We start from the raw sequence: 26,515 nt of genomic DNA, 5'->3' as shown, positions 1-26,515 counted from the left end.
CGATTAACTCACAACGGTAGTCAAGTAATGAATGGCCAGGTTTTAAGACAAGCCTGTGAAAATTAATAATGTAATATTTTACATATGAAACTATTGCACTACTCTGAGCGAGCAAGCTGGAGCGCACCAGGTAAAGGACAGGTCCATTTATTTTATGAAATAGAGAGGATTGCTATGCCAGTCTCCACATCATCGCTCAATATCAGGGTTACAACGGCAACAGATTATAAAACCGACAATACGAAAGCGTTACAGGCATTACTTCAACAGGCGACGCATATTATTATCGATACGGTAATAAACCTTTCCGATCAGGTTAAAACCTCTTTCGAAGGGCAGGTTATTGAGGGTACGGAAACCGGAGAGATCAGGCCGATTGGGGAGAAGATGAAAACGCATTCGATGATCGTTTTAAAACATCCCAACTGTAAAATATTAAATCTGCACTCAACCAATCCTCTGCTGTTACAAAGCAACCTTGCCAGCAATAAAGGCGGCGGCCGTCAGGGAACCATCGATATTCAGGCCGACTTTTGCCTTATACAAGGCTGCACCATGGTGAATCAGGTCAATGCGGTGATTGCCGGTTCAAACTATCGCGCTCACGGTTCGCGTATTCTGGAAAATAACTTTTTCGACTGTCTGGGCGTCGGCCTGGAGGATCGCGGCGATGCGGTCAGCATCTGGGGATCGGGAACGGTGATCGACGGCAACTACGCCTCCTGCAAAGAGGGCACCGACGGGCGCCTGGCTTTCCATGCTGAAGCGCCGGTTACCAACAATGATGGACGACCGGAGTTTGATGCCCAGCACACCATTATGACCAATAATCTCGCCTGGGGACCCTTTCGGCGCCATTTCGCCTTTGAGGGCATCACCAACGGCGTTTCGATCGGCAACATCTCAATTGGCGGCGCGACCTGGTGGGGTGAAGCTTATATTATGTGTTCCAACGTGCTGGTGGAAAATACCATCAAATATACCCGCACCGCCGATATCAAAAACGGCGAGGAGCAGTGGCATCCGATACGCGGCGCTATTTGCATACAAAATTGGTCAAAGCACGTCAATATCCGCTCGATGGTGCTGATGGATGAGAAATCAGCCGGCGCCGGGGTGGTGCTGACGCGCTCCTCCACCGTGCAGGGCGACCATAAACTCACGCTGCAGGTTTCGATGCAGAACCGCGGACTGGAAACCAATACCGCTTTTGATCTGGTACCGGCGGAGGATTTGCATCTCAACAATTGCTATGCCGAAGGCTTCGGCATGCAGATTAGATCGGGCGCGGCGGAGCACAACAATCTGCTGCTTACCAGCTGCCGCTTTGTTGGCAACGGCACGGCTACCGGCATTCTGTTTAATAAGCCGAGCGGCACTCTGGGAGGGAACCTGTCGATAAACAACTGCATTATCGACGTTGGCGCCAATAACATTGCTATCCATTTGATCGAGCTGGCCAATGTGCATATCGCGAATAGCGGTCTGAGAGCGGCAAAACTCGCCGTTGACCTTCAGGATATCAAAGAAAAGTTTGTACTAAATGACTGCTACACATGAACACTGATGTTCTGCTGGGTCTGCGCTACAGCGCCAGGGAAGGCACCAGCAGCCCCGTTGCCAGGGAAGCGGGCGATGTGCCGAATATCGCCTGGCTGGTTAACGATAACGTCGGCATCAACAGCGGCTTCATCTACTCGCAGGCGCAGCTGGCGGCCAGGGACGGTGCCATTAATACCACCGGCAAGGTGACCGGAAAAATGGTGCTGGGCTATGACGCGAATAAACAGCTACGCTATTATTATGCCACAGGCAGTTCGGCGACCGCGCCCTGGGCTGCTCTGGAAACTACCGGTTCGGTAACCCCTGCCTGACGCCAGCGGCCTTCCGCTTCTGTCGGAAGGCCGATTTATGTCGTGTGCCGATATATTTTCACGAGAAGAGATGATGAAGCCTGGATATTTGCTGTTACTGATCGGCGCGGCTGGCTTGTGGAGCAGCGGCGCGGCGCTGGCGGCAGAAACCTGCCGTCGCGTCGGCGATGCGATCAATAACAGCAACAGCGTGATCTTATTAGGCGGCACGGCGAAAGGGCAGATTAAGCAGGTCGTGATGGGAGAATTCGGTAAAAACGTCAATTCGCAAAAGCGCGTGCTGGGGCAGTTTAACCGCTGCGGCCAGCTTACCGTTGCCGATATCAGCTACGACAAAGACGATCGGAACGTGGTGCTGGCGATGGAGCAGCATGTAGCGCGCGTCAGTCATGGCTGGCTGGCGCAATACCAGATCTCTGTCAGCGTAAGGAAGGAGAATGCGCTGGTAGAGGTAAATAATAAGCAGGGCGTTATCAGCTATATGGTGGGAGAAAAAGGCAATATCATCAGCGCCAGCGACAGCTTTATCCTGATGGGCAATAAAGGCTTCACGGAAACCACCTACCAGTATGATAAACACCTGCGCCTGAGCAGCAGCGTATCGCGCGGTTCGGACGCGCTGACCAACGGCGAATATCACTACCGTTGGAGCCCGGAAGGCCTGCTGCTGGGCAGCAGTTCGGAGCAGGGAAAAGAAAGTTACAGCTATGATAAACAGCAGCGCGAATCAGGTCTGCGCGCGGTAAGCAACAACCGCAACGGCACGACGGTGACGCTGGATGAGTGTCAAAGCTGGGATGACGTGGGAAACTGCACGCTCAGCTATTCGCAAGAAACGGAAACCGACGGTAAGGAAACGGTACAGCGCCAGCTCAGCACCGCCTACCGATTTGAATACTGGGACAGTGCGGCGAAAACGGAGTAACAGGCGCCCGCAGGCGCCTGAACATTATTTCACCGTTTTGCTAAACGCGTCTACCGCCAGAATGGCGTTCGCCACCGCTTCCGGCGTCAGGCCAGGATTCAGGTTTTTCAACGTATCCCCTTCGCTATTGGCCAGCGCGCCCACCTTCACCAGATTCTCCCAGCTTTCGTTTTCCAGGTGCATCTCTTCCAGCGTGGTCGGCATATTAATGGCGCGGTAAAAGCGGATATAACGTGCGATCTCCTCATCGGGCCGCTGTTCCAGCACCATCTGCGTCAGGGTGCCATAGGCGACTTTTTCGCCGTGGGTGAGGTGATGAATGTCCCCTTCAATAGCGGTAAAGCCATTGTGGATGGCATGCGCGCCCGCCAGCCCGGCGTTTTCAAACCCCAGGCCGGAAAGCAGCGTGTTCGCTTCCACCACAGCTTCCACCGCTGGCGTCACGCGCTTTTGCGCCACGGCGGTCCAGGCGCTGTAGCCCCAGGTGAGCAGCGTCTCTTCGCAGGCGCGGGCGATGGCCATGCCGGCAATCGTCGGATCGCCGTTCACCATCGATTTGCCGTGAGAGCGCAGCACCGCCTGCGCCTCGACATAGGTCGCCAGACCATCGGCGATGCCAGAGGCGAACAGACGCACCGGCGCCTGCGCGCAGACCCAGGTATCCACCAGCACCAGATCGGGGTTTTTGCTATAAAAACGGTAGCTTTCAAACACGCCGCTGTCGGTGATCTATTCCGACAGCGCGCTGCAGGGCGCATCGGTTGAGGCGGCGGTGGGCACAATCACCACTGGCGCATGCAGCTCGTCGGCGACCGCTTTTGCCGTATCCAGCGTTTTACCGCCGCCCAGACCCACCACCACGGCGGAGCCGCTTTCCTGAGCGACGCTTGCCAGACGGCTGATTTCATTGCCGGAGGCCTCGCCGTTAAACTTCTCGTAGCGCTGCTGAACGTTGGCCTGCCGCAGCGTATTCTGCACCTGCTCGCCGACTAACCCCCAGACCACCTCATCGGCGATCAGGAAGGCGCTGTCACCCAGTTCTTTCAGGTACGTGCCCAGTTCGGCCAGCACGCCGGCGCCCTGAACATATTTTCGCGGTGAGGAAAAAACAAACTTACTCATACCAGCTCTCCTTTAAGCTACGGGTTTTACGTGATGGCTTAAAGCCTGGCAGGTTTCTGCGGGCTGGCTTGATGATCCGTGGGGAAAAGGCAAATTCTTGCGCAGGGCGGTTAGCCATAGCGCTGCTGATGGGCTTTTTTACGCCGCAGATAATCGGCGTCTGCGCGGATTTTATCCCAGTACGCCTTGAAGATCGTTGCCGATTCCACCTTTTCCGGGTCAAGCTGCTGCGGCAGCACCTGACGCTGGGCATCATATTTTTTGCCGCCGGGATGATTGGCGTAGCGACGCGCGCGGGTAAAGCCCATCTGAATAAACTTGCGCGCCATATCCATGCCGACGAAATCATCCTGCTGTCGGTATTCCTCAAACAGCGCCATAATTTTCTCCGCCGATTCGCGGGCGATGGCCGGGGTACGAAAACGCCAGTGCGGCAAAATTTCCGATTTATAAGGCTCGACGAGCAGCACGCCCTGTTCGCCGCGTCCCACCTGGTACAGCTCTGGATGCTGGCGAAAATCGATTTGGCTGAAGTTCTGCTGATAATCAAATTCTCTCATTCTTCCTCCTGCGGCCGCTGCGATAAGTTTAGCCGCTGCGGAGGAAGTTAGCGTAACGCGCTCCTGCGGCAGAACAGAGGTCAGCAGGCAAGGATTTCATTTTGTTTACAATGATTTTACACTGGGCGGCTTAACACAGGCCTGACGCCAGGGCGTTTCTGCAAGGAGGCGCGATGACGAGATGACGACCGACGCATGCCGCGCCGTCTGTCGTCAGGTCAGGAATAGTCCGCTTCATCAAAAAGGAACGCGTTATGATCTCTTCTCTGCTGGCTTTTCTGGTCGCGATTGTCATTCTGACGCTGACGCCCGGTTTTGACACCGCGCTGGTGCTGCGCACCTCGGCGGCGCATGGCGGCTGTCGGGCTTTCGCCTCGGCGCTGGGCGTCTCCAGCGGCTGTTTCGTCTGGGGCGTGGCGGTCGGCTTCGGGCTGGGGGCGTTGCTGCTGGCGTCAGAGGCGGCCTATAACCTGCTGAAATGGGCCGGCGCCGCGTATCTACTCTGGCTCGGCGTCGGGCTGCTGCTGCGTCCGCGCAGCGCGCTGCCTGGCAGTCAGGCGCTGGAAACGCCGCCGGGCTGGATGGCGCTGTTCGTTAAAGGACTGTTCGGCAATCTGCTTAACCCGAAAGTCGGAATTTTCTACGTATCGTTTTTACCGCAGTTTATCCCCGCTAATGCGTCGGTGGCGCTCTGGAGCAGCGCGATGGCCTTTACGCACGCGCTGATCGGCCTGCTGTGGAGCGGGATGCTGATTATGGGGACGCGCTATTTCGCCGAGAAGCTGCGGCGCCCGGCGGTAATGAAAGCGATGGATCGTCTGACCGGCTGCGTATTTATCGGCTTTGCGGCGAAGCTGGCGCTGTCACGGCGTTGATCAAAAAGGGCGCCGTCGGGCGCCCTTGTCAGATTACGGTTTGCGCGCCACCAGCACGGCGCGCAGCGGGGCGGGATAGCCCTCCAGCGTTTTGCCGCTGTCGTGCGGATCGAGGAAGTCCGCCAGCGATTCGGTGGTCATCCAGTCGGTACGGCGCTGTTCTTCTGTGCTGGTGCGGGAAAAATCGACGATGCGCACATCAACGAAACCGCACTTTTCCAGCCAGCACTGTAGCGCGGCGGCGGAAGGGATAAACCAGACGTTGCGCATTTGCGCATAGCGTTCGCCCGGCACCAGCACATCATGCTCGTCGCCCTCAATCACCAGCGTTTCCAGCACCAGTTCGCCGCCGCTCACCAGCTGGTTTTTCAGCTGAAAGAGATGATCGAGCGGCGAACGGCGGTGATAAAGCACGCCCATGGAAAAGACGGTGTCGAACGCTTTCAGCTCCGGCAGCTGCTCGATGCCCAGCGGCAGCAGGTGCGCGCGCCGATCGTCGCCCAGCAGTTTACGTACCGCTTCAAACTGGCACAGGAACAGCTGCATGGGATCGATGCCTACGACCAGCCTGGCGCCGGCGCCGAGCATGCGCCACATGTGATAGCCGCTGCCGCAGCCGACGTCCAGCACTGTGCGTTCGGTCAGCGGAGAGATATGCGGCAGCACGCGATCCCATTTCCAGTCGGAGTGCCACTCAGTATCGATATAAGTGCCATAAAGCGAGTAGGGGCCTTTGCGCCACGGCATCAGGTTGCGCAGCAGCTTTTCAATGCCCTGACGCTGACGCTCGCTGAGCGTATCGCTGTCGGCGGTGACGCTGTTGATTAAATCGATATGCTGCGGCGTCAGCAGCGGCAGGTTGTCCACCGACTTCTGCCAGTGGCGAAAATGGCCGTGCAGGTTTTCGCGCTGCCATGCCGCCAGCTGCGCTGGCAGCACTTCCAGCCAGCTTGCCAGCGGGCCCTGGGCGATCTGCTGATAAAATCTACCGAAATCGATCATGCCGCACCCGCCTTCAGCGCCACCAGCGAGCCGAAGTTAAAGCACTGAAACCAGAGTTCGCTGTGTTCAAAGCCTGCCTGACGCAAACGCGCCTTATGCGCTTCCACCGAGTCGGTCAGCATCACATTTTCCAGCATGCTTCGCTTCTGGCTGATCTCCAGCTCGCTGTAGCCGTTGGCACGCTTGAAATCGTGATGCATGTTAAACAGCAGTTCGCCGACGTCGGCGTCTTCAAAGCTGAATTTCTCCGACAGCACCAGCGCGCCGCCCGGATTCAGGCCCTGATAAATGCGCGCCAGCAGCGTCAGCCGATCGGCGGGCGCGAGGAATTGCAGGGTAAAGTTCAGCACGACCATTGACGCGTTTTCGATGGGGATATCGCGAATATCGGCTTCGATCACCGCTACCGGCGTGCTGGCGCGGAAGGCGTCGATATGGCGGCGGCAGCGTTCAACCATCGCCGGGGAATTATCGACCGCAATGATTTTGCAGCCGTCGGCCTGCACCGAGCGGCGCACCGACAGCGTGGCGGCGCCGAGTGAACAGCCGAGATCGTACACCTGGGTATTCGGCGTGACGAAGCGCTCGGCCAGCATGCCGATCATGGAGATGATATTGGAATAACCCGGCACCGAGCGCTGGATCATATCGGGGAAAACTTCAGCTACGCGCTCGTCAAAGGTCCAGTCGCCCAGTTTATCAATAGGCGCGGAGAACAGCGTATCTCGATTAGACATAGGGGTAAATCCGGTCAACTACGGAAAGGCGCATATTTTGTCAGAAAGCGCGGCGCGCTGCATCATTACTGATTAAAACAGCGCGCTCTGTTGCGGCCAGTCGGGCGGTGGGCCGACCTGGGGCAACGCCTGTTGCAGACGCGGCCAGAGCGTCTGCACCAGATCCAGCACCTCGCCGATATCGGGCGTATGCAGAAACAGCCAGGGCGTGCCGTTTGCCTGCCAGCCCGGCAGTTTGCTGAGCCAGTCCTCAAACCAGGCCTGATTCTCCCGCAGCGAATCACTGCCGATAAAGCGCACCATTGGATCGCTGGCGGTCATGATGGCGTGCGGCGGCACCTTCGGCTTTTTAGATTTGGCGTCCAGCGACGCCGGGCTGGTGGAGGTGGACGCATGCACCGGACGGCTGTCGAGGATCACGCGGTTAACCCCACGCTGATGCAGCCCGCGGTTTAGCGCGCGTTCCGCCTCGCCTTTAGCGAAGAAAGCAGGATGACGCACTTCCACCCCGTAACGGAAAGCGGCGGGAAGCTTATCGAGAAACGCCCAGAGCGCCGACAGCGAATCAGGCCCAAAGGCGGCGGGCATTTGCAGCCAGTACTGGCCGATGCGCGGGCTGAGTGGATCGAGCGTGCGGAAAAATTCCTCTACCAGATCGTCGCAGTGGCGCAGGCCGGACTGATGGGTGATGCTGGCAGGAAACTTAAAGCAGAAGCGGAAATCATCGTGGGTCATCGCCTGCCAGCGCAGCACCACCTCCGCCTTTGGCAGAGCGTAGAGCGTGGTGTTGCCCTCGACGCAGTTGAAGTAGCGCGCATAGTCGGCCAGCGTTTCCAATCCGTAACGTTTCCAGTGGGGATGTTGCCACTGCGGCAATCCCAGACGAAATGTCGACATGTTGCTCCCGTAGCGGACGGGCGAACCCGTCCGAATGAGGTTACAGCGCGGCGATAATCTCTTCGACGCGACGCACTTTCGCGATGCGCGGGAAAATCCATTCCAGGCTGCTGTTGTGTTGCTCCACGCTGCCCGCGCTGCAAATATCTTCAGCAATCACCAGGTTAAAGCCCAGCTCCCAGGCGTTACGCGCGGTAGATTCTACGCCAATATTGGTGGAAATGCCGCCCAGCACGATAGTATCGATGCCGCGACGGCGCAGCTGCAGCTCCAGATCGGTGCCGTAAAAGGCGCCCCACTGATGTTTCACCACGTGCAGATCGCCTGAGTCGACGCCCAGCGCGGTGGGGTAATCCCACCAGTTATCCGGCAGCGCGCCGTGCATCAGCGCGGTGTCCACTTCCTGTTTCGGCGCGTCGGCGAAATCGGGCGACCAGCCCACGCGCACCAGTACCACCGGCGCGTTGACGGCGCGGAACTTCGCCGCCAGCTGCGCCGCGCCTGACACCACCTGTTCAGCGCTGTGCGGCCCGCCGGCGAAAGGCAAAATGCCCTCCTGCAAATCGATTAACACCAGGGCGGTCGATGTGGGATTAAGTTTCATATTGCTCTCCGCGAAAAAAAGAGGTTAAGCCTGGGCCAGCGGACCGATGGCAGGCAAGGGGAAAAATGTCGTTAATTCATGAATTTTGTGAATTTATATGTGCATAGCGCTAACATTAGCCTGCGATGGATAACAAATGCGCGCGCTTTACGCGCCGCGCGCCGTTCCCCCTTATCGCGCCTTGCTTTTTACATTATAATGCCTGCCTTTTTGCGGCAGCGTCTGCCTGCGGTTATCCGCCGGATAATCTCACTACACGACGACACAACCAGGCTGCCCATGCTGCAGCGGCGAAGTTAAAAGGATAGCGTTATGCGTACAGAATATTGCGGGCAGATCAATCTGTCTCATGTTGGTCAGCAAGTGACTCTCTGCGGTTGGGTTAACCGTCGCCGCGATCTTGGGAGCCTGATCTTTATCGATATGCGCGACCGTGAAGGCATCGTTCAGGTCTTTTTCGATCCGGATCGTCAGGAGGCCTTTAACCGCGCCTCTGAACTGCGCAACGAGTTCTGCATTCAGGTGACCGGCGTGGTGCGCGCGCGCGACGAGCGCAATAAAAACCCCGATATGGCCACCGGTGAAGTGGAAGTGTTCGCGACCGAGCTGACCATCATCAACCGCGCTGAGCCGCTGCCGCTCGACTCCAACCAGGTAAACAGCGAAGAAGCGCGCCTGAAATACCGCTATCTCGACCTGCGTCGTCCAGAAATGGCGCAGCGTCTGAAAACCCGCGCGAAAATTACCAGCTTCGTGCGTCGCTTTATGGATGACAACGGCTTCCTCGACATCGAAACGCCGATGCTGACCAAGGCCACGCCGGAAGGCGCACGCGACTATTTAGTGCCGAGCCGCGTCCATAAAGGCAAATTCTACGCGCTGCCGCAGTCGCCGCAGCTGTTCAAACAGCTGCTGATGATGTCCGGCTTCGATCGTTACTACCAGATCGTTAAGTGCTTCCGTGATGAAGACCTGCGCGCGGATCGCCAGCCGGAATTTACTCAGATCGATGTGGAAACCTCCTTTATGACCGCGCCGCAGGTGCGTGAAGTGATGGAGCGCATGGTACGTCAGCTCTGGCTGGAAGTGAAAGGCGTCGACCTCGGCGAGTTCCCGCAGATGACCTTCGCCGAAGCGATGCGCCGCTACGGCTCCGATAAGCCGGATCTGCGCAACCCGATGGAGCTGGTGGATGTCGCCGATCTGGTGAAAGCGGTGGAGTTCAAGGTCTTTTCCGGTCCGGCGAACGATGCGAAAGGCCGCGTTGCGGCGCTGCGCGTACCGGGCGGCGCAGGGCTGAGCCGTAAGCAGATCGATGAATATGGCAAGTTTATTGAAATCTACGGCGCGAAAGGGCTGGCTTATATCAAGGTCAACCAGCGCGCGCAGGGTCTGGAAGGCATCCAGAGCCCGGTAGCGAAGTTCCTGAATGCTTCGATCGTCGAAGCGATCCTTGAGCGCACCGGCGCGCAGGATGGCGACATGGTCTTCTTCGGCGCCGATAAAGCGGGCGTGGTGGCGGATGCGATGGGCGCGCTGCGTCTGAAGCTGGGCCGCGATCTGAAGATCACCGACGACAAAGCGTGGAAGCCGTTGTGGGTCGTTGACTTCCCGATGTTTGAAGACAACGGCGAAGGCGGTCTGACGGCGATGCACCATCCGTTCACCGCGCCGCGCGATATGACGCCGGAAGAATTGAAAGCCGCGCCGGAAACCGCTATCGCCAACGCGTACGATATGGTGATCAACGGTTATGAAGTGGGCGGCGGTTCCGTGCGTATCCACAACGGCCAGATGCAGCAGACGGTGTTCGGCATTCTCGGCATCACTGAATCTGAACAGCGCGAGAAGTTCGGTTTCCTGCTCGACGCGCTGAAGTTCGGCACGCCGCCGCATGCGGGCCTGGCGTTTGGTCTGGATCGCCTGGTGATGCTGCTGACCGGCACCGACAATATCCGCGACGTTATCGCCTTCCCGAAAACCACCGCCGCCGCCTGTCTGATGACCGAGGCGCCGAGCTTCGCCAATCCGGCTTCGCTGGAAGAGTTGGCGATTCAGGTGGTGAAAAAGGATAAGCCAGAGAGTCTGTAAGATGAGCTTTAAGCATCCCGTTTCGGTACTGGTAGTGATTTATGCTCAGGATACCGGGCGGGTGCTGATGCTGCAGCGGCGCGACGATCCCGATTTCTGGCAGTCGGTCACCGGCAGCCTGGAAAGAGGTGAAACGCCGGCAGAGGCCGCGCGGCGCGAAGTGGGAGAGGAGCTGGCCATTGATGTGGCGGCGGAAGGGCTGACGCTGGAGGATTGCCGGCGTCAGATTGAATTTGAAATTTTTCCGCACTTTCGTCACCGCTACGCGCCCGGCGTCACGCATAATACCGAGCACTGGTTTCGCCTGGCGCTGCCGCGTGAGCGCAGCATTGTTCTCAGCGAGCACCTCGCCTGGCGATGGCTGGACGCCCCTGAGGCCGCCCGTCTTACCAAGTCCTGGAGTAATCGCCAGGCGATTGAAGAATTCGTCGGCTAACCGCTGCCGACAGCCGCGCGCCGCACTGCAAAGTGCATCGCCGTTACCCGGCGAGCGCGCTGAAGCCGTCAGTCACTGACTGATACGAAATCAACAGCGTCAGGCATCAGGCGCACGTTTCCCGCGGGGAAGCTGATCTTGAGGTGTCTGACCGGTGTCAAACTGGAGAGAGCAGAGTTATGGCAGGGCATAGTAAATGGGCCAACACCAAACACCGCAAAGCGGCACAGGATGCCAAGCGCGGTAAGATTTTTACCAAAATTATTCGTGAGCTGGTCACCGCAGCCAAGCTGGGCGGCGGCGATCCGGCCTCTAACCCGCGCCTGCGTGCGGCGATGGATAAAGCGCTGTCCAATAACATGACGCGCGACACCATGGATCGCGCCATTGCCCGCGGCGTTGGCGGCGATGACAACAGCAACATGGAAACCATCATTTATGAAGGCTACGGCCCCGGCGGCACCGCCGTGATGGTGGAATGCCTGAGCGACAACCGCAACCGCACCGTATCTGAAGTGCGTCACGCCTTCACCAAATGCGGCGGTAACCTCGGCACCGACGGCTCCGTCGCCTATCTGTTCACCAAAAAAGGCGTGATCTCCTATGCGCCGGGCCTTGATGAAGACACGGTGATGGACGCGGCGCTGGAAGCGGGCGCGGACGACGTGGTGACCTATGACGACGGCGCGATCGACGTCTTCACCCCGTGGGAAACCTTCGGCGAAGTGAAAGATGCGCTGGACGCGGCCGGTCTGAAAGCGGAAACGGCGGAAGTGACCATGATTCCGTCCACCAAAGCGGATATGGATGCGGAGACGGCGCCGAAGCTGATGCGCCTGATCGATATGCTGGAAGATTGTGACGATGTGCAGGAAGTTTACCATAACGGTGAGATTTCCGACGAGGTCGCGGCCACCCTGTAAGGGCGATCGTGACCGCCAACCTGACGGAGTAGCCTGATGGCGATTATTCTGGGCATTGACCCAGGCTCACGGATCACCGGCTATGGCGTGATTCGTCAGGTGGGACGACAGCTAACTTACCTGGGCAGCGGCTGCATTCGCACCCAGGTCGACGATCTGCCGACCCGTCTGAAGCTGATTTACGCCGGCGTCAGTGAAATTATCACGCAGTTCCAGCCTGACTTTTTCGCCATCGAACAAGTGTTTATGGCGAAAAACGCCGATTCGGCGCTGAAGCTGGGACAGGCGCGCGGCGCGGCGATTGTCGCGGCGGTCAATCAGGACCTGCCGGTGTTTGAATATGCGGCGCGCCAGGTGAAGCAGACGGTGGTCGGCATCGGCAGCGCGGAAAAAAGCCAGGTGCAGCATATGGTGCGCACCTTGCTAAAGCTGGCGGCTAATCCGCAGGCGGACGCCGCCGATGCGCTGGCGATCGCCATTACCCACTGCCACGTCAGTCAGAACGCCAGCAAGCTGAGCGACACCCGACTGAACCTGGCGCGCGGCAGGCTGCGTTCGTAACCCATTATCAGGCTGGATATTCATCCAGCCTTTTTTATGTTATAACTCTGACACTTTCTCCCCCCTGTATCAAAGGAAGCTACTGTGATAGGTCGTCTGCGAGGCATCATTCTGGAAAAACAACCGCCGCTGGTGTTAATTGAAGCGAACGGAGTGGGGTATGACGTCCACATGCCGATGACCTGCTTCTACGAGCTGCCGGAACTTAACCAGGAAGCGATCATCTTCACGCAGTTTATCGTGCGCGAAGACGCCCAGCTGCTTTACGGCTTCACCAGCAAGCAGGAACGCGCGCTGTTTCGCGAGCTGATCAAGGTGAACGGCGTCGGGCCGAAGCTGGCGCTGGCGATCCTCTCCGGCATGTCGGCGCAGCAGTTCGTCACCGCCGTCGAGCGCGAAGAGGTGGCGACGCTGGTGAAGCTGCCTGGCGTCGGCAAGAAAACCGCCGAGCGCCTGGTGGTGGAGATGAAAGACCGCTTTAAAGGCATGCATGGCGATCTGTTCGGCGGCGACGCAACCTTTACGCTGACCAGCGAAAACGCGGCACCGGAAAGCAACGATGCCGAAGCCGAAGCGGTTGCCGCGCTGGTGGCGTTGGGGTATAAACCGCAGGAAGCCAGCCGGATGGTCAGCAAAGTGGGCCGCCCGGATGCTGATTGTGAAACCCTGATCCGTGAAGCGCTGCGTGCCGCGCTCTGAGGTAAACCATGATTGAAGCCGATCGCCTGGTCTCCCCTGGCAACGTCAGCGAAGAAGAGATTATTGACCGCGCCATCCGTCCGCGCCTGCTGGAAGAATATGTCGGCCAGCCGCAGGTGCGCGAGCAGATGGAGATTTTCATTAAAGCGGCCAAAATGCGCGGCGACGCGCTGGACCACCTGCTGATTTTCGGCCCGCCGGGGCTGGGTAAAACGACGCTGGCGAATATCGTGGCGAACGAAATGGGCGTCAATCTGCGCACCACCTCCGGTCCGGTGCTGGAAAAAGCGGGCGACCTGGCGGCGATGCTGACCAACCTTGAGCCGCATGACGTGCTGTTTATTGACGAGATCCATCGTCTGTCGCCGGTGGTGGAAGAGGTGCTTTATCCGGCGATGGAAGATTACCAGCTGGATATCATGATTGGCGAAGGTCCGGCCGCGCGCTCGATTAAGCTCGATCTGCCGCCCTTTACCCTGATTGGCGCCACGACGCGCGCCGGTTCCCTGACGTCGCCGCTGCGCGATCGTTTCGGCATCGTGCAGCGCCTGGAGTTCTACCAGGTGAAAGATTTGCAGCATATCGTCGGCCGCAGCGCCGCCTGTCTGGGTCTGGATCTCAGCCCGGAAGGGGCGCTGGAAGTGGCGCGCCGCGCGCGCGGCACGCCGCGTATCGCTAACCGCCCGCTGCGCCGCGTGCGCGACTTCGCCGAGGTGCGCGCCGAAGGCGTGATGAACGGCGAGGTGGCAGCGAAGGCGCTGGATATGCTGAACGTCGACAACGAAGGCTTCGACTATATGGACCGCAAGCTGCTGCTGGCGATTATCGACAAATTCACCGGCGGCCCGGTCGGTCTTGATAACCTGGCGGCGGCGATTGGCGAAGAGCGCGAAACCATTGAGGATGTGCTGGAGCCTTATCTGATCCAGCAGGGCTTTATTCAGCGCACGCCGCGCGGCCGCATCGCCACGCAGCACGCCTATAAGCACTTCGGCATTAGCCGCGAGACATAACCTCGCCGACAGGTGTGGGGGCCGTGCCGCGTTCCTTGCGGTCTGCGGCGCAGCCCATAAAAAAACGCCAGCTGCGGCTGGCGTTTTTTATGGGCGAATATCAGCAAAAAGTTACGTCGGCGGCTGCTTCAGCTGGCTGAAAATAAACAGCAGCGCGGCGCACAGCACCACCGACGGGCCGGCTGGCGTATCGTAAAAGGCGGAGAAGGTCAAACCGCCGGTTACTGCGATAATGCCGACGCCGATGGCGAGGAGCGCCATCTGTTCCGGCGAACGGGCAAAGCGTCGCGCGGCGGCGGCCGGGATCACCAGCAGCGAGGTGATGATCAGCGCGCCGACGAATTTCATCGCCACGCCGATCGTGAGCGCGGTGATCAGCATCAGCAGCATACGGGTGCGGGCGATATTCACGCCGTCCACCTGCGCCAGTTCCGGGCTGATGGTCATCGACAGCAGCGGACGCCATTGCCAGGCGAGCGCCGCCAGCACCAGCGCGACGCCGCCGCCGATAATCGCTAAATCCTCCGGCGTCACAGCCAGCAGATCGCCGAACAGATAAGCCATCAGATCGACGCGCACGTTGGACATCAGGCTGACCACCACCAGACCGAGCGACAGCGCGCTGTGCGCCATAATCCCCAGCAGGGTGTCGATAGCGAGATGCGGGCGTCGTTCCAGCCAGACCAGGCCCAGCGCCAGCAGCAGCGTGACGGCGATCACCGCATAAAAAGGATTGACGTTCAGCAGCAGGCCGAAGGCGACGCCCAACAGCGAAGCGTGCGCCAGCGTATCGCCGAAATAGGACATGCGGCGCCATACGACAAATGAACCGAGCGGACCGGCCGCCAGCGCCAGCATCACGCCGCCCAGCCAGCCGGGAAGTAAGAGTTCGAGCATTATTGTCCCTGTCCTTTACGCAAAACAATTCGTCCCTGCAAATCGTGACGATGGTTATGGTGATGACGGTAGATCGCCAGCTGCTCCGCGCCGCGCGGGCCGAACATGGCGATAAATTCTGGATGGCGGGAGACCGCTTCCGGTGTGCCGGAGCAGCAGATATGGTGATTCAGGCAGAGCACCTCATCGGTTTTCGCCATCACCAGATGCAGGTCGTGCGACACCATCAGCACCGCGCAGTTAAGCTCAAGGCGCAGCTGATTGATTAAATCATACAGCGCAACCTGGCCGTTCACATCAACGCCCTGCGTCGGTTCGTCCAGCACCAGCACGTGCGGCTGATTAAGCAGGGCGCGCGCCAGCAGTACGCGCTGCGTCTCGCCGCCGGAGAGTTTTTGCATCGGGGCATGCTGCAAGTGTCCGGCCTGTACGCGTTTCAGCGCCGGCAGGATATCCGCCTTACGCGCGCCGGGGCGCAGACGCAAAAAGCGCTCGACGGTCAGGGGCAGGGTCGCGTCGAGATGCAGCTTCTGCGGCACATAACCGATGCGCAGTTTTGCATCGCGTTTCAGCGTGCCGCTGTCAGGCGCGATCAGCCCAAGCACCACCCGCACCAGCGTCGATTTTCCGGCGCCGTTGGGGCCAAGCAAAGTCAGAATCCGTCCCGGCTCCAGCGATAATGAGATATTGGATAATACCTGGCGCTGGCCAAAACTGACTGAAATATTTTCCAGACTAATCAGTGAGCTCATAATTATTAAGACTTGCAGAAGTTATCGAATGTTATAATATCACAATCCATAACCCTGTCACGATGGATTGAAGCATTATGTTACAGAATAAAAAGGCATTATTTTCCCTGTTATTACCCCTCGGTTTTGCCGCTTCGCTTAGCGCGCCCGCCAGCGCAGCGGTTGTTACCTCCATCAAGCCGCTCGGCTTTATCGCCGCCGCCATCGCCGATGGCGTGACGCCGGTGGAGGTTTTACTGCCCGACGGCGCATCCGAACATGACTACGCGCTTCGTCCGTCTGACGTCAAACGCTTGCAGGGCGCGGATCTCGTGGTCTGGATAGGGCCGGAAATGGAGGCCTTTATCAGCAAAACCGCCAGCGCATTTCCCGCTGAGAAAAATCTTGAACTGGCCAGTTTACCGACGGTAAAACCGCTACTTATTACCGGCGCTGAAGAGGAAGATGAGCATCATGACGGCGATGACGATCATCATGATGCAGCGCATGAGCATCATCATCACGGGCAATATAATATGCACCTGTGGATGTCCCCGGAAATAGCGCGCCAATCTGCGGTTGCAATCCACGAAAAATTATTGGAACTTATGCCGCATAGCAAAGACAAACTGGACGCTAACCTGCAGCAATTTGAGTCACAATTGACGAAAAATGATGAGCAGATAGCGCGTCAGCTGGCGCCCGTTAAAGGGAAAGGATATTTCGTTTTTCATGATGCCTACACCTACTTTGAAAAACACTACGGTCTCACGCCGCTTGGCCATTTTACCGTAAATCCTGAGATCCAACCGGGCGCGCAGCGCTTACATCAAATTCGAACACAGTTGGTTGAGCAAAAAGCGACCTGCGTTTTTGCTGAGCCACAGTTCAGGCCGGCCGTCATCGATGCCGTTGCCAGGGGGACTCAGGTGCGTAAAGGTACGCTCGATCCGCTGGGAATGGGCATCAGCTTAGGAAAAGACAGCTATGTGAAATTCCTCTCACAGCTGTCGAGCCAGTATGAAAGCTGCCTGAAAGGAGCATGAGGAATTACTTAAAGTGCAACAGATAGCCCGCTCTGTCGCCCTGGCATTTAATAATCTGCCGCGACCCCACCGCGTTATGCTCGGGTCGCTCACCGTTGTTACTCTGGCCGTCGCAGTCTGGCGGCCTTATGTTTATCATCCGGGCGAAACCTCGCCCATTGTTAAAACCATCGAAATTGATAAAAACGAGCTGCGCACGCTGCTGCCCGAAGCCAGCGAGCCGCTCGATCAGTCTTCTCCCGCGCCGGAAGACGATCTGCCGAAAGATGAAATCGACGAAGATGTGACGGCGGAAGCCGGCACCCACGACTACGTGGTTTCCAGCGGCGATACGTTGAGCAGCATTCTCAACCAGTACGGCATCGAAATGGGTGACATTAGCCAGTTGGTGAAGGTGGATAAAGATCTGCGCAACCTGCAGGTTGGCCAGCAAATCTCCTGGACACTGACCGACGACGGTCAGCTGCAGCGCCTGACCTGGGAGATGTCGCGCCGCGAAACCCGCACCTACGACCGCGTCGACAACGGCTTTAAAATGTCCAGCGAGCTGCAAAAAGGCGAGTGGAAAAACAGCGTGCTGACCGGCGTGGTCAACGGCAGCTTCGTCACCAGCGCACAGCGCGCGGGGCTGAACAGCGCCGAAATCAGCAGCGTGATTAAAGCGTTACAGTGGCAGATGGATTTCCGCAAGCTGCGCGCTGGCGATAAGTTCAGCGTGTTGATGTCGCGCGAGGAGCTGGACGGTAAAAAGGAACAGAGTCAGCTGCTGGGCGTGCGTCTGCGCACCGGCGGCAAAGATTACTACGCGATCCGCGCCGAAGACGGCAAATTCTACGATCGCAGCGGCTCTGGCCTGGCGCGCGGCTTTATGCGCTTCCCGACGGTGAAGCAGTACCGCGTCTCCTCTAACTTCAATCCGCGCCGTCTGAATCCGGTGACCGGCCGCATCGCGCCGCATAAAGGCGTCGATTTCGCCGTGCCGATCGGCACGCCGGTGCTGGCGGTGGGCGACGGCGAAGTGGTACAGGCAAAACACAGCGCTGGCGCGGGCAACTACATCGCTATCCGCCATGGTCGTCAGTATATGACGCGCTATATGCACATGAAAAAGCTGCTGGTGAAACCGGGCGACAAAGTGAAGCGCGGCGACCGCATCGGTCTTTCCGGCAGCACCGGGCGCTCGACCGGGCCGCATCTGCATTATGAAATCTGGATCAACAACCAGGCGGTGAATCCGCTGACGGCGAAACTGCCGCGCACCGAAGGGCTGACCGGCAAAGACCGCTCTACCTACCTGGCGCAGGTCAGAGAAGTTCTGCCGCAGTTGAAGCTGAATTAAGACTGACGCCAGCAACGCGGGCGGCGCACATAAACGCCGCCCGTATTGCCGTTTTTTATCTGAATTCGTACAATTTCCCCGCGATTTATCTGCGATTTATCTGCGGTTTAGCGCCTGCCTGCGGTAACCGTTGCAAATTTACCTGCCCGCACTATCATTAGCCGCTTATTGACCGAGGCGAGTGCATGGAAACCAGCAAGAAAAAAAGCAATATCGAATTTATTCCCGTCTTTCAGAAGTCCTTTCTGTTGCCGAAATACTGGGGCGCCTGGCTGGGCATCGGCGCGTTTGCCGGTATGGCGTTGCTGCCGCCGGCGCTGCGCGATCCCATTCTTGGCGCGGCCGGTCGTCTGGCTGGACGCCTGGCGAAAAGCGCTCGCCGTCGTGCGCAAATTAATCTGCTTTACTGTCTGCCGGAACGCTCTGAAGCGGAGCGCGAGGCGATTATTGATGAGATGTTCGCCACCGCGCCGCAGTCGATGGTAATGATGGCCGAGCTGGCGCTGCGCAACCCGGAGCGGGTGCGCGAACGCGTGCGCTGGCACGGAAAAGAGATCATCGAGGCGATGCAGGCGAATAAAGAGAATGTCATTTTTCTGGTGCCGCACGGCTGGGCGGTAGATATCCCGGCGATGCTGCTTGCCTCGGAAGGGCAGATGATGGCGGCGATGTTCCATAATCAAAGCAATCAGCTTTTCGACTATATCTGGAACCGCGTGCGTCGCCGTTTTGGCGGCCGCATGCACGCCCGCAACGACGGCATCAAACCTTTTATCAGCTCGGTGCGTCAGGGTTACTGGGGCTACTATCTGCCCGACCAGGATCATGGCGCGGAGCACAGCGAATTCGTCGATTTCTTCGCGACCTATAAAGCGACGCTGCCGGCGGTGGGCCGCCTGATGAAGGTGTGCCGCGCACGCGTGGTGCCGCTGTTCCCGGTCTATAACGGCAAAACGCATCAGCTTGATATTTTTATCCGCCCGCCGATGGACGATCTGCTGGAGGCGGACGACCACACGCTGGCGCGCCGGATGAATGAAGAGGTGGAGATTTTTGTGCGTCCGAACCCTGAACAATATACCTGGATTCTCAAGCTGCTGAAAACGCGACGCGAAGGAGAAATTGAACCCTATAAGCGTAAAGAGCTGTTTCCGCGCAAAAAATAACGCCCGCTGCCTGCGCCAGCGGGCGGCTGTTTTTTGGCGGGCGCAGACGTGATGCCCGCGCCCGCCAGTTCATCAGGCTGGGTCGATTTTGCTGCGACGCTTGCGTTCGCGCAGGAATGCGGTCACCAGCACCAGCCACAGCAGGCCGCTCGCCAGATTGATCAGACTGAACCAGGCGGCGCCGCCGTGAAAATAGCCATATTTCGACAGCTCAATCCCCAGCGCAAACGCCAGAATGCTCACCATGCCTAACATCGCGGCGACGCTGCCTTTGCCCGCGGTGCTGGAAAAGAGCGTCAGACGATAGAGTCCGGCGTTCACCATCCCCGCGCCCCAGGCATAAATGCTCAGCCCGGCGGTCAGCCACAGATAACTGTGACGATCGATAATCGAGGTGAGCGTCGCCAGCATTAAGCCAGCAAGAATTGGCCAGGCGCCGAAGCGCAGCGGCCCTTCAATCGGCAGGCGGCTCGCCAGCCGACTCAGCGTCAGGTTGCCGGCTATCATCGCCAGGAACACCGGCAGCTGCAGCAGCGCATAGTCCATGCGCGTCAATCCTTCATCATGAATCAGGATCACCGGCGACAGGGCGACCCAGGCGAGGATCGGAATAAACACCAGGCCAATCGCCAGCGAGCCGCTCATCACCTGCCGATCGCGCGCCAGCGCCAGATAGGCGCGTCCCAGGCTTTTCAGACTGATGGAAACGCTGCGGTCGCCTGCGGTTTCAGGCATCGCGCGCCAGAGACCGATCAGCGCCACGGCGGCAAGAAGGGCGAATAGCCAGAACATGGTGCGCCAGTCGCCCACGGTAAGAAACGCGGCGCCCGCCAGCGGCCCGGCCAGCGGCGCCAGCAGGGCGACGTTCGCCATCAGCGCCATAATGCGCACGCTGCGCGCTTCGTCAAAGGCTTCCTGAATGGCGGCGTAGCCCACCGCGCCGATAAAGCAGAGGCTGGCGCCCTGGAAAAAACGCAGGGCGACGAACTGCTCGATCGAAGCGACCCAGTGCGTCATCGCGCAGCAGACGATAAAAAACAGTACGCCCGCCAGCATTACCGGGCGACGGCCATATTTATCGGAGAGCGGGCCAAGCAGCCATTGCAGCAGGATACCGCCGATCAGATAGGCGGTCAGCGAGGTGGAGACCCACTCGGCTCCAACATGGAATTCGCTGGTCACCAGCAGCATGCCGGGCTGGATCATATCGTGTGCGATATAGGTGGCGAATTCAAACAGCACCAGCGAAAGGGGAAACATCAAATGCCTGAAGGTCAGGCGGGAAACCGGGGTATATGCAGCCATGCAGGTATGCTCCAGAAATGTAAAAAACGCGACCGAAAAGGCAGTCGCGTCAGATGATAGCTAAAGGTGCGGCGTGGGTGACATCGCCCGCTCGCAAAGCCGCAAAGAGAGCATCCATGCCAGCTCTGCCCGCGGCGCGGGACGCTTTGCTCTCTGGTCTCTGTCACCCATATTTTAAATTTGTCAGCACGCTGACGCGGTTGCGTCAGTATAGCGATCAAAATAATACTACAGATGAATTATTCTTGATGCGCGTAAACGGCTATCGGGTTCGTCAGCTCGCCAGCGAACTTCAGATTTTCCGCCGGATCGGACAGGTTGATCATCTGCTGATTGTTCGCCAGCTGTAGCCGGTTCAGACAGGAGAGGGCGAAAGTGGGCGCAAAAAGATCGTAGCGGGCGAACTTGCTCGCCAGCTGCGGATGCGCCTGCTGATAGTCATGCACGCACTGCGCCACGCGCTGCCAGAAACGCGCCTCCGGCAATGTGCCGCTGTCGTCCAGAATCGCCGACACGAAGCGGAAAATACAGTCGAAGACGTCGGTGAAGATGGAGAGGATCTTCAGGTTGTCCGGTACGTCTACCGCCAGCCGCTGCGCCTTCTCCGGCAGTATCGCGTCCGGGTTCAGCACCGCGATCTCCTCGCCGATATCCTTCATATACGCGCTGACCGGCACGTTGTTCTCCAGCAGCAGGATCAGGTTTTCGCCGTGCGGCATAAACACGATATCGTGCTGATAGAAACAGTGCAGCAATGGGCTGAGATAGCAGGTCAGGTAGCGATCGATCCATGCCTCCGGGGCCAGACCGGAATCGGCGATCAGGGCCGGCAGCAGCGGCTGTTGATACTGATCGATATGCAGCAGCGACGCCATGGTCATCAGACGCTGGCCCGGCTTAAGCTGCGCGACCGGATTATCGCGCCACAGCGCGGCGAACATCTTTTTCCAGGCGGAATCGCCCTGAATGGCGCGTTCATAGTAGCGGTTGTGGTAGCCGATGGCCGCCACTTCGCGCAGGATGCGGAAATCGCACCGCTTCAGCCAGGCATCCTGGCTGACGACGCTCTCCAGCCACTGATTGACCGCTGGCGTAGTGGCCATGTAGTAAGGCGACAGCCCGCGCATAAAGCCCATATTCAGCACCGACAGCGCGGTTTTCACATAGCGCTTCGTCGGCTGGCTACGGTTAAAGAAGGTGCGGATCGACTGCTGCGCCTGATATGTATCTTCGCCTTCGCCCAGCCAGATAATGTCGCGCGCGGCGATATCGGGCGCGAACACCGTCAACAGCTTGTTCTGCCACTGCCAGGGATGCACCGGCATAAACAGATAATCCTGCGGATCGACCGCCAGCGCGCGCAGCCGATCGTTAAACGCCGCCAGCGTGCTGTCGCCCAGTTCCTCCTGCATCAGCCGCTGGTAGCTCAGCGTATCCAGACTGGAGAAGTGGGCGTTGCGCGTATGCACCGCCACCCAGATTAGACGGATCGGCGCGGCCGCCTCCGGCGCCCAGGCGAGATAGTCGCGCGCATCGAAGCCGATGCGGCCGTTGTTGGCGACAAAGCAGGGATGCCCTTCGGTCATCGAGGCTTCCACCGTCTGGAAATCCGCCTTCACCAGCGCCGCGCTATCCGGGTTGCCTTTTTGCAGCTTATAGACGCTGCTGCACAGCGTACTGGTGATCTCTTCCATATAGATCGCCAGCATGGCGGCGGGGATGCCGATCTGTTGTCTGAACTCGATAATAAATTGCAGCGCGTCCAGCGTGTGCGGCACGCCGTTTTCGCTTTTTTCCAGCGAATCGGCGTCGATCTGCCAGTGATCGAGCGCCAGCCTGCGGGCGCGGAATCGATAAACCGCTTCTCCGTCCGGTACCGCCAGCAGCCAGCCGTCGCGACCATCGGGCTGCGGGGCGATCAGTTTTTCATGGGCGAACTCGGCTATTGCCTTGCGCACCAGCAGCCGGTTAGCCAGCGCCCAGTTGTCGCCGGTAAGGTGGTGGCCGTGCGCGAGGGAGGTAGATGTCGTCATTGGTGATTGTTCCTGCTGTTGAGCATGCTGATAATCTTCGCGCTGGCAGAAGGCGAGCCACGCGGTTTTATGTCCCATATCGATGGTGTGCTGGTAGCGGAAACCGGCGCGCTGGTTCAGACGATGGATCTTCTCATTGCGTACGTCCGGCTCAACCACCACGCGCCGCACCTGCGGCAGGCTGAACAGGTAATCCATTACCGTACTGAACACCTGCCAGCTGAACTGTGCGACAGGCTTTTCCGCCGGCGCGATCAGGATATGCATCCCGTAATCGTCAGGGCGCGCCGGATAGTGTTTGCCCACCTCATCCTGCTGTGCCTGATAACATTCCATCAGGAAAACCGGCTCGCCGTTGCAGAGGCCGATAATCGCCGCCTGCGGATTGTCGGCGGTCAGCTGCTGATAGAAGGCGGCGACCTGTTCCAGCGTATCGTTCTGCATTCCCCAGAAGCGGGCGTAGTCCTGCGTCACCCAGCGGTGGATCAGCGGGACGTCTGCGGCGGTCATCGGCCGCAGGGTAAATTCGCCGGCCGGACGAGTGCATTGATATAACGTCGTCATGTTACAGCTCCGTCTCTGCCGGGAAGGTCTGGAAGGCGATGCGCTGCTCGATCGGATAGATTTCGCGTCCGGCGATCTCGCGGATCAGCACCGAGTTGCGGTAGCAGGCCATGCCGAGATCGGGCGTCACGAAACCGTGCGTATGCAGTTCAGCATTCTGCACGAACACCGCGTTATGACGATCGATGCTGTAGTTGCGCTGCACGTCGTAGCGTCCCTTTTCATCCCAGCGCAGGCGACTGGCGATGCCTTCGATAAACTGCGGCGGTTGATAGTGATAGCCGGTCGCCATCACCAGCCCTTCAGTGCGACGGGTATAGTGCTGATCCTGCTCGCGCTGATGCAGCGACAGCTCCAGCTCATCGTTCGGCAGACGGCGCAGACCGGTAAGCGCCGAGTTGGTGAACAGCCGCACCTTGAGGTCGCCATCCAGCTGCTTGATGTACATCAGGTCGTAAATATCGTTAATCAGGCTGCTGTTGATGCCTTTAAACAGGTTTTTATGACTCGCGTTCAGCTGGTCGCGCTTGTCAGGAGGCAGGGCGTGGAAATAGTCGATCCACTCCGGCGAGGTCATCTCCAGCGTCAGCCTGGTGTACTCCAGCGGATAGAAACGCGGCGCGCGCGTGATCCAGTTCAGCTGATAGTCGTACTGGTCGATGTCGCTCAGCAGATCGTAGAAAATTTCCGCCGCGCTCTGGCCGCTGCCCAGCACGGTGATTGAGCGCTGCGCCTGCAGCTTCGCTTTGTTGACCAGGTAGTCGCTGGAATGCACCACCCGATCGCGCAGCGGACGGCTGCACTCCGGCAGCCAGGAGACCGGGCCGGTGCCCAGCACCAGCTTGCGCGTCAGCCAGGTGCGGCGTTCGCCGCTGCGGGTATCGACGGTGTGCAGCTGATAGCAGGCGCGGCCTTCATCGTAGCTGGCGTACTCCACGCGCGTGTTCCAGCGCAGGTTGTCCAACTGCGAGCAGGCCCACTGGCAGTACTGGTTATACTCTTTGCGCATCAGGAAAAAGCTTTCACGGATATAGAAGCTGTAAAGCTTTCCTTTCTGCTTCATATAGTTCAGCAGGCTGAAGCGGCTGGTGGGATCGGCCAGCGTCACCAGATCGGCCATAAACGGCGTTTGCAGATGCGCGCTCTCCAGCATCATGCCTGTGTGCCAGTCAAAGCCGGGGTTCTGATCGAGAAACAGGCCGTTGATCTCATTCAGCGGCGCCGTAAGACAGGCGAGGCTGAGGTTAAACGGACCGACGCCGATGCCGATAAAGTCATAAATGGTGTCGTTCATCATTATGCCCTTACTGATTCGCTGCGTTGAGTGACAGGTTGTGCGACAGCTCGCGCCCATAGTGGGTGATCAGGGCGATCACATCTTCCATGTCGGCGACGCGGGTAGCCGGATTGAGCAGGGTGAATTTCAGGTACTGACGACCGTTCACTTTGGTGCCCGCCACGACCGCGTTGCCGGAGCGGAACAGCGCTTTGCGGATCTGCGCGTTGATTTCGTCAGTGATCTCGTCGCTGAGGCCCGGACGCGGAATAAAGCGGAAGACCTGGGTGGTCAGCTCCGGCGCGTGCAGCACTTCAATCGCCGGATGCGCCTGTAGCAGGCGGTGGGTTTGCTGCGCCAGCGCCAGCACGCTGTCAAAGGCTTCGCCCAGCTGCTGCGCGCCCATAATGCGCAGTGTCATCCACATTTTCAGCGCGTCGAAGCGGCGCGTGGTCTGGATACTCTTGTTCACCAGGTTGGGTGTGCCTTCCTGCTGCGCGCTGAGCGGGTTAAGGTAGTCGGCATGCACCGTAACGTGACCAAGATGCTGGCTTTCGCGCACAAAAAAAGCGCCGCAGCTGACGGTCTGGAAAAAGGATTTGTGGTAATCGACGGTCACGGAGTCGGCGCGTTCGATGCCCTGCAAACGCTGGCGATGCAGCGGCGACACCAGCAGGCCGCAGCCGTAAGCGGCGTCGACGTGCATCCACAGCTGATAGTGATGGCAGATATCGCTTATCGCCCGCAGCGGATCGATGCTGCCAAAGTCGGTGGTGCCCGCCGTGGCGACCACCGCAATCGGGATCAGCCCCTGCTGGCGGCACTGCTGGATCGCCTGCTCAAGTTTGGCGGCGTCCATGCGGTAATGGTCGTCATGATCGACGGCGATCACCGCGTCGTAGCCAAGGCCCAGAATCGCGGTCGATTTCTGAATGCTGAAGTGGCTCATCTTTGAGGTAAAAATTCGCCACTTGCCGGCTTCCGGCGGCAGACCGCGCTGCTTGATCAGGTGGCCCGGATGCTGACGCGCGCACCAGCTGTCACGCGCCAGCAGCATCGCCATCAGGTTGGACTGGGTGCCGCCGCTGGTGAAAATACCGTCTGAGCCGGCGGGCAGGCCGATGCGTTGTAGCGTCCAGTCGATCACCTTCTGCTCGATCAGCGTGCCGCCGGCGCTCTGATCCCAGGTATCCACCGAGCTGTTCACCGCGCTCATGATCTGTTCCGCCAGCAGCGAGGGCAGAACGACAGGGCAGTTGAGATGCGCCACATATTTAGGATGGTGGAACCAGACGGCGTCGCGCAGATAAACTTCAGATAACTCTTCCAGCGCCGCCTGCTCGTCGCCCAGCGGCGCATCAAGATCGATAGCGCGCAGCGCCGGCGCCAGCTCGTGCGGCAAAATGCCGCTAAATGGCTTTTCAGTTTGCTGCAGCTGCTGGCGGACCAAAGCCAGCGCGCTTAGGGTCTGCTGTGCATACTGTTCCAGCTGCGCCTCATTAAAAAAAAATGTTGCGCTGCTGGCGCAGGCGGCATTGCGATCTGCTGGCGTGCTATTTTGTGTTGTTGCGGAAACCAATCCCATTTCCTTGACCTTATTTTGGACGTAAGAACCCCGTGCCGTCATCAAATTTATGACGGCCCTGTACGCCTGATGCGTCACGGCATCAGTTAAATTTATTTAATGTATTGCCGGTATAGTCATAATGCCCGACAAGAAAGCGAAGCGAGAGAGATAACCTTTTTCAGCGGTAAACCTCCCATTTTATGAGGATAAATCCGTTTATGTTGCATGTATGCTGCAACTGATAATGTGAATGCGATTATAAATAGCAATCA

General features: G+C 58.6%; 24 protein-coding genes and 1 pseudogene. 13 read left to right on the top strand and 12 right to left on the bottom strand.

Annotated elements, in window-relative coordinates:
* The first annotated feature begins 174 nt into the window (after positions 1-174).
* The 3 genes from MYY08_RS11605 (at position 175) to MYY08_RS11595 (ending at position 2,799) form a co-directional block, all read left to right on the top strand.
* Positions 175-1,560 carry a hypothetical protein gene (locus MYY08_RS11605; RefSeq protein WP_288014300.1) on the top strand — a complete coding sequence of 462 codons (1,386 nt, stop codon included), beginning with the start codon at positions 175-177 and terminating at the stop codon, positions 1,558-1,560.
* The gene (locus MYY08_RS11600; protein ID WP_288014298.1) at positions 1,557-1,874 is read left to right on the top strand and encodes a hypothetical protein; all 318 of its coding nucleotides are present in this window, start codon (positions 1,557-1,559) and stop codon (positions 1,872-1,874) included. Before MYY08_RS11605 ends, MYY08_RS11600 begins: the two co-directional genes overlap by 4 nt.
* A gap of 73 nt (positions 1,875-1,947) precedes the next feature.
* Positions 1,948-2,799, top strand: coding sequence for a hypothetical protein (locus tag MYY08_RS11595; protein WP_038625600.1), 852 nt, complete (start codon positions 1,948-1,950; stop codon positions 2,797-2,799).
* Between the two features lie 24 nt (positions 2,800-2,823).
* Here MYY08_RS11595 and MYY08_RS11590 read toward each other — a convergent pair.
* Together MYY08_RS11590 and MYY08_RS11585 are read right to left on the bottom strand one after the other, a co-directional pair.
* Positions 2,824-3,921, bottom strand: a pseudogene (locus MYY08_RS11590) (glycerol dehydrogenase).
* 110 nt (positions 3,922-4,031) lie between these two features.
* The gene (locus MYY08_RS11585) at positions 4,032-4,481 is read right to left on the bottom strand and encodes a DUF4385 domain-containing protein (protein WP_288014295.1); all 450 of its coding nucleotides are present in this window, start codon (positions 4,479-4,481) and stop codon (positions 4,032-4,034) included.
* A 254-nt stretch (positions 4,482-4,735) separates the two neighbouring features.
* Here MYY08_RS11585 and MYY08_RS11580 point away from each other — a divergent pair, with 254 nt between their 5' ends.
* Positions 4,736-5,356, top strand: a complete 621-nt coding sequence (locus MYY08_RS11580; protein WP_190295937.1) for a LysE family translocator — start codon at positions 4,736-4,738, stop codon at positions 5,354-5,356.
* 33 nt (positions 5,357-5,389) lie between these two features.
* Here the strand turns inward: MYY08_RS11580 and cmoB are convergent, their stop codons facing one another.
* The 4 genes from cmoB to MYY08_RS11560 all read right to left on the bottom strand — a co-directional run bounded on the left by cmoB (position 5,390) and on the right by MYY08_RS11560 (position 8,596).
* The gene (gene cmoB, locus MYY08_RS11575) at positions 5,390-6,358 is read right to left on the bottom strand and encodes a tRNA 5-methoxyuridine(34)/uridine 5-oxyacetic acid(34) synthase CmoB (protein ID WP_038625606.1); all 969 of its coding nucleotides are present in this window, start codon (positions 6,356-6,358) and stop codon (positions 5,390-5,392) included.
* Positions 6,355-7,095: a carboxy-S-adenosyl-L-methionine synthase CmoA gene (gene cmoA / locus MYY08_RS11570; protein ID WP_038625608.1), complete on the bottom strand. Its 741-nt coding sequence runs from the start codon at positions 7,093-7,095 to the stop codon at positions 6,355-6,357. Before cmoA ends, cmoB begins: the two co-directional genes overlap by 4 nt.
* 72 nt (positions 7,096-7,167) lie before the next feature.
* The gene (locus MYY08_RS11565) at positions 7,168-7,992 is read right to left on the bottom strand and encodes a DUF72 domain-containing protein (protein ID WP_084970061.1); all 825 of its coding nucleotides are present in this window, start codon (positions 7,990-7,992) and stop codon (positions 7,168-7,170) included.
* 40 nt (positions 7,993-8,032) lie between these two features.
* The gene (locus MYY08_RS11560; RefSeq protein ID WP_038625633.1) at positions 8,033-8,596 is read right to left on the bottom strand and encodes a hydrolase; all 564 of its coding nucleotides are present in this window, start codon (positions 8,594-8,596) and stop codon (positions 8,033-8,035) included.
* Positions 8,597-8,908: 312 nt separating this feature from the next.
* Here MYY08_RS11560 and aspS point away from each other — a divergent pair, with 312 nt between their 5' ends.
* From aspS to ruvB, 6 genes are all read left to right on the top strand, one after another.
* Positions 8,909-10,687, top strand: coding sequence for an aspartate--tRNA ligase (gene aspS, locus MYY08_RS11555; protein WP_038625634.1), 1,779 nt, complete (start codon positions 8,909-8,911; stop codon positions 10,685-10,687).
* 1 nt (position 10,688) lies between these two features.
* Entirely contained in the window at positions 10,689-11,123 is a 435-nt protein-coding gene (nudB, locus tag MYY08_RS11550) for a dihydroneopterin triphosphate diphosphatase (protein WP_038625636.1), read from the top strand.
* A 179-nt stretch (positions 11,124-11,302) separates the two neighbouring features.
* Complete coding sequence (locus MYY08_RS11545) at positions 11,303-12,046, top strand: YebC/PmpR family DNA-binding transcriptional regulator (RefSeq protein WP_038625638.1); 744 nt, start codon at positions 11,303-11,305, stop codon at positions 12,044-12,046.
* A 36-nt stretch (positions 12,047-12,082) separates the two neighbouring features.
* Positions 12,083-12,607, top strand: a complete 525-nt coding sequence (gene ruvC, locus MYY08_RS11540; protein WP_038625640.1) for a crossover junction endodeoxyribonuclease RuvC — start codon at positions 12,083-12,085, stop codon at positions 12,605-12,607.
* Positions 12,608-12,691: 84 nt separating this feature from the next.
* Positions 12,692-13,306 (top strand): Holliday junction branch migration protein RuvA, encoded by a 615-nt coding sequence (gene ruvA / locus MYY08_RS11535; RefSeq protein ID WP_038625641.1) that lies wholly within the window; start codon positions 12,692-12,694, stop codon positions 13,304-13,306.
* Between the two features lie 8 nt (positions 13,307-13,314).
* Entirely contained in the window at positions 13,315-14,319 is a 1,005-nt protein-coding gene (gene ruvB, locus MYY08_RS11530; protein ID WP_288014289.1) for a Holliday junction branch migration DNA helicase RuvB, read from the top strand.
* 111 nt (positions 14,320-14,430) lie between these two features.
* Here the strand turns inward: ruvB and znuB are convergent, their stop codons facing one another.
* Positions 14,431-15,216 carry a zinc ABC transporter permease subunit ZnuB gene (gene znuB, locus MYY08_RS11525; RefSeq protein WP_038625645.1) on the bottom strand — a complete coding sequence of 262 codons (786 nt, stop codon included), beginning with the start codon at positions 15,214-15,216 and terminating at the stop codon, positions 14,431-14,433.
* Complete coding sequence (gene znuC, locus MYY08_RS11520) at positions 15,216-15,968, bottom strand: zinc ABC transporter ATP-binding protein ZnuC (protein ID WP_038625646.1); 753 nt, start codon at positions 15,966-15,968, stop codon at positions 15,216-15,218. Before znuC ends, znuB begins: the two co-directional genes overlap by 1 nt.
* A gap of 77 nt (positions 15,969-16,045) precedes the next feature.
* Between znuC and znuA the strand changes: the two genes are divergently transcribed.
* From znuA to lpxM, 3 genes are all read left to right on the top strand, one after another.
* Positions 16,046-16,993: a zinc ABC transporter substrate-binding protein ZnuA gene (gene znuA, locus MYY08_RS11515; protein WP_038625647.1), complete on the top strand. Its 948-nt coding sequence runs from the start codon at positions 16,046-16,048 to the stop codon at positions 16,991-16,993.
* Positions 16,994-17,006: 13 nt separating this feature from the next.
* Positions 17,007-18,332, top strand: a complete 1,326-nt coding sequence (mepM, locus tag MYY08_RS11510; RefSeq protein ID WP_038625648.1) for a murein DD-endopeptidase MepM — start codon at positions 17,007-17,009, stop codon at positions 18,330-18,332.
* A gap of 185 nt (positions 18,333-18,517) precedes the next feature.
* A complete protein-coding gene (gene lpxM, locus MYY08_RS11505; RefSeq protein ID WP_084970059.1) occupies positions 18,518-19,498 on the top strand; it encodes a lauroyl-Kdo(2)-lipid IV(A) myristoyltransferase in 981 nt (326 codons plus the stop codon).
* A 72-nt stretch (positions 19,499-19,570) separates the two neighbouring features.
* Here the strand turns inward: lpxM and MYY08_RS11500 are convergent, their stop codons facing one another.
* From MYY08_RS11500 to MYY08_RS11485, 4 genes are all read right to left on the bottom strand, one after another.
* Positions 19,571-20,803 carry an MFS transporter gene (locus MYY08_RS11500; protein ID WP_084970058.1) on the bottom strand — a complete coding sequence of 411 codons (1,233 nt, stop codon included), beginning with the start codon at positions 20,801-20,803 and terminating at the stop codon, positions 19,571-19,573.
* A gap of 239 nt (positions 20,804-21,042) precedes the next feature.
* Positions 21,043-23,400 carry a GNAT family N-acetyltransferase gene (locus tag MYY08_RS11495; RefSeq protein WP_038625651.1) on the bottom strand — a complete coding sequence of 786 codons (2,358 nt, stop codon included), beginning with the start codon at positions 23,398-23,400 and terminating at the stop codon, positions 21,043-21,045.
* A 1-nt stretch (position 23,401) separates the two neighbouring features.
* Positions 23,402-24,694, bottom strand: a complete 1,293-nt coding sequence (locus tag MYY08_RS11490) for a lysine N(6)-hydroxylase/L-ornithine N(5)-oxygenase family protein (protein ID WP_190295933.1) — start codon at positions 24,692-24,694, stop codon at positions 23,402-23,404.
* A 10-nt stretch (positions 24,695-24,704) separates the two neighbouring features.
* Positions 24,705-26,261: a pyridoxal phosphate-dependent decarboxylase family protein gene (locus MYY08_RS11485; protein WP_081981775.1), complete on the bottom strand. Its 1,557-nt coding sequence runs from the start codon at positions 26,259-26,261 to the stop codon at positions 24,705-24,707.
* Between the last annotated feature and the right edge of the window lie 254 nt (positions 26,262-26,515).

The sequence above is a fragment of the Mixta sp. genome (assembly GCF_024610815.1).
Taxonomy (GTDB): Bacteria; Pseudomonadota; Gammaproteobacteria; order Enterobacterales; family Enterobacteriaceae; genus Mixta; species Mixta calida.
This window is presented reverse-complemented; position numbering and strand designations above follow the sequence as displayed.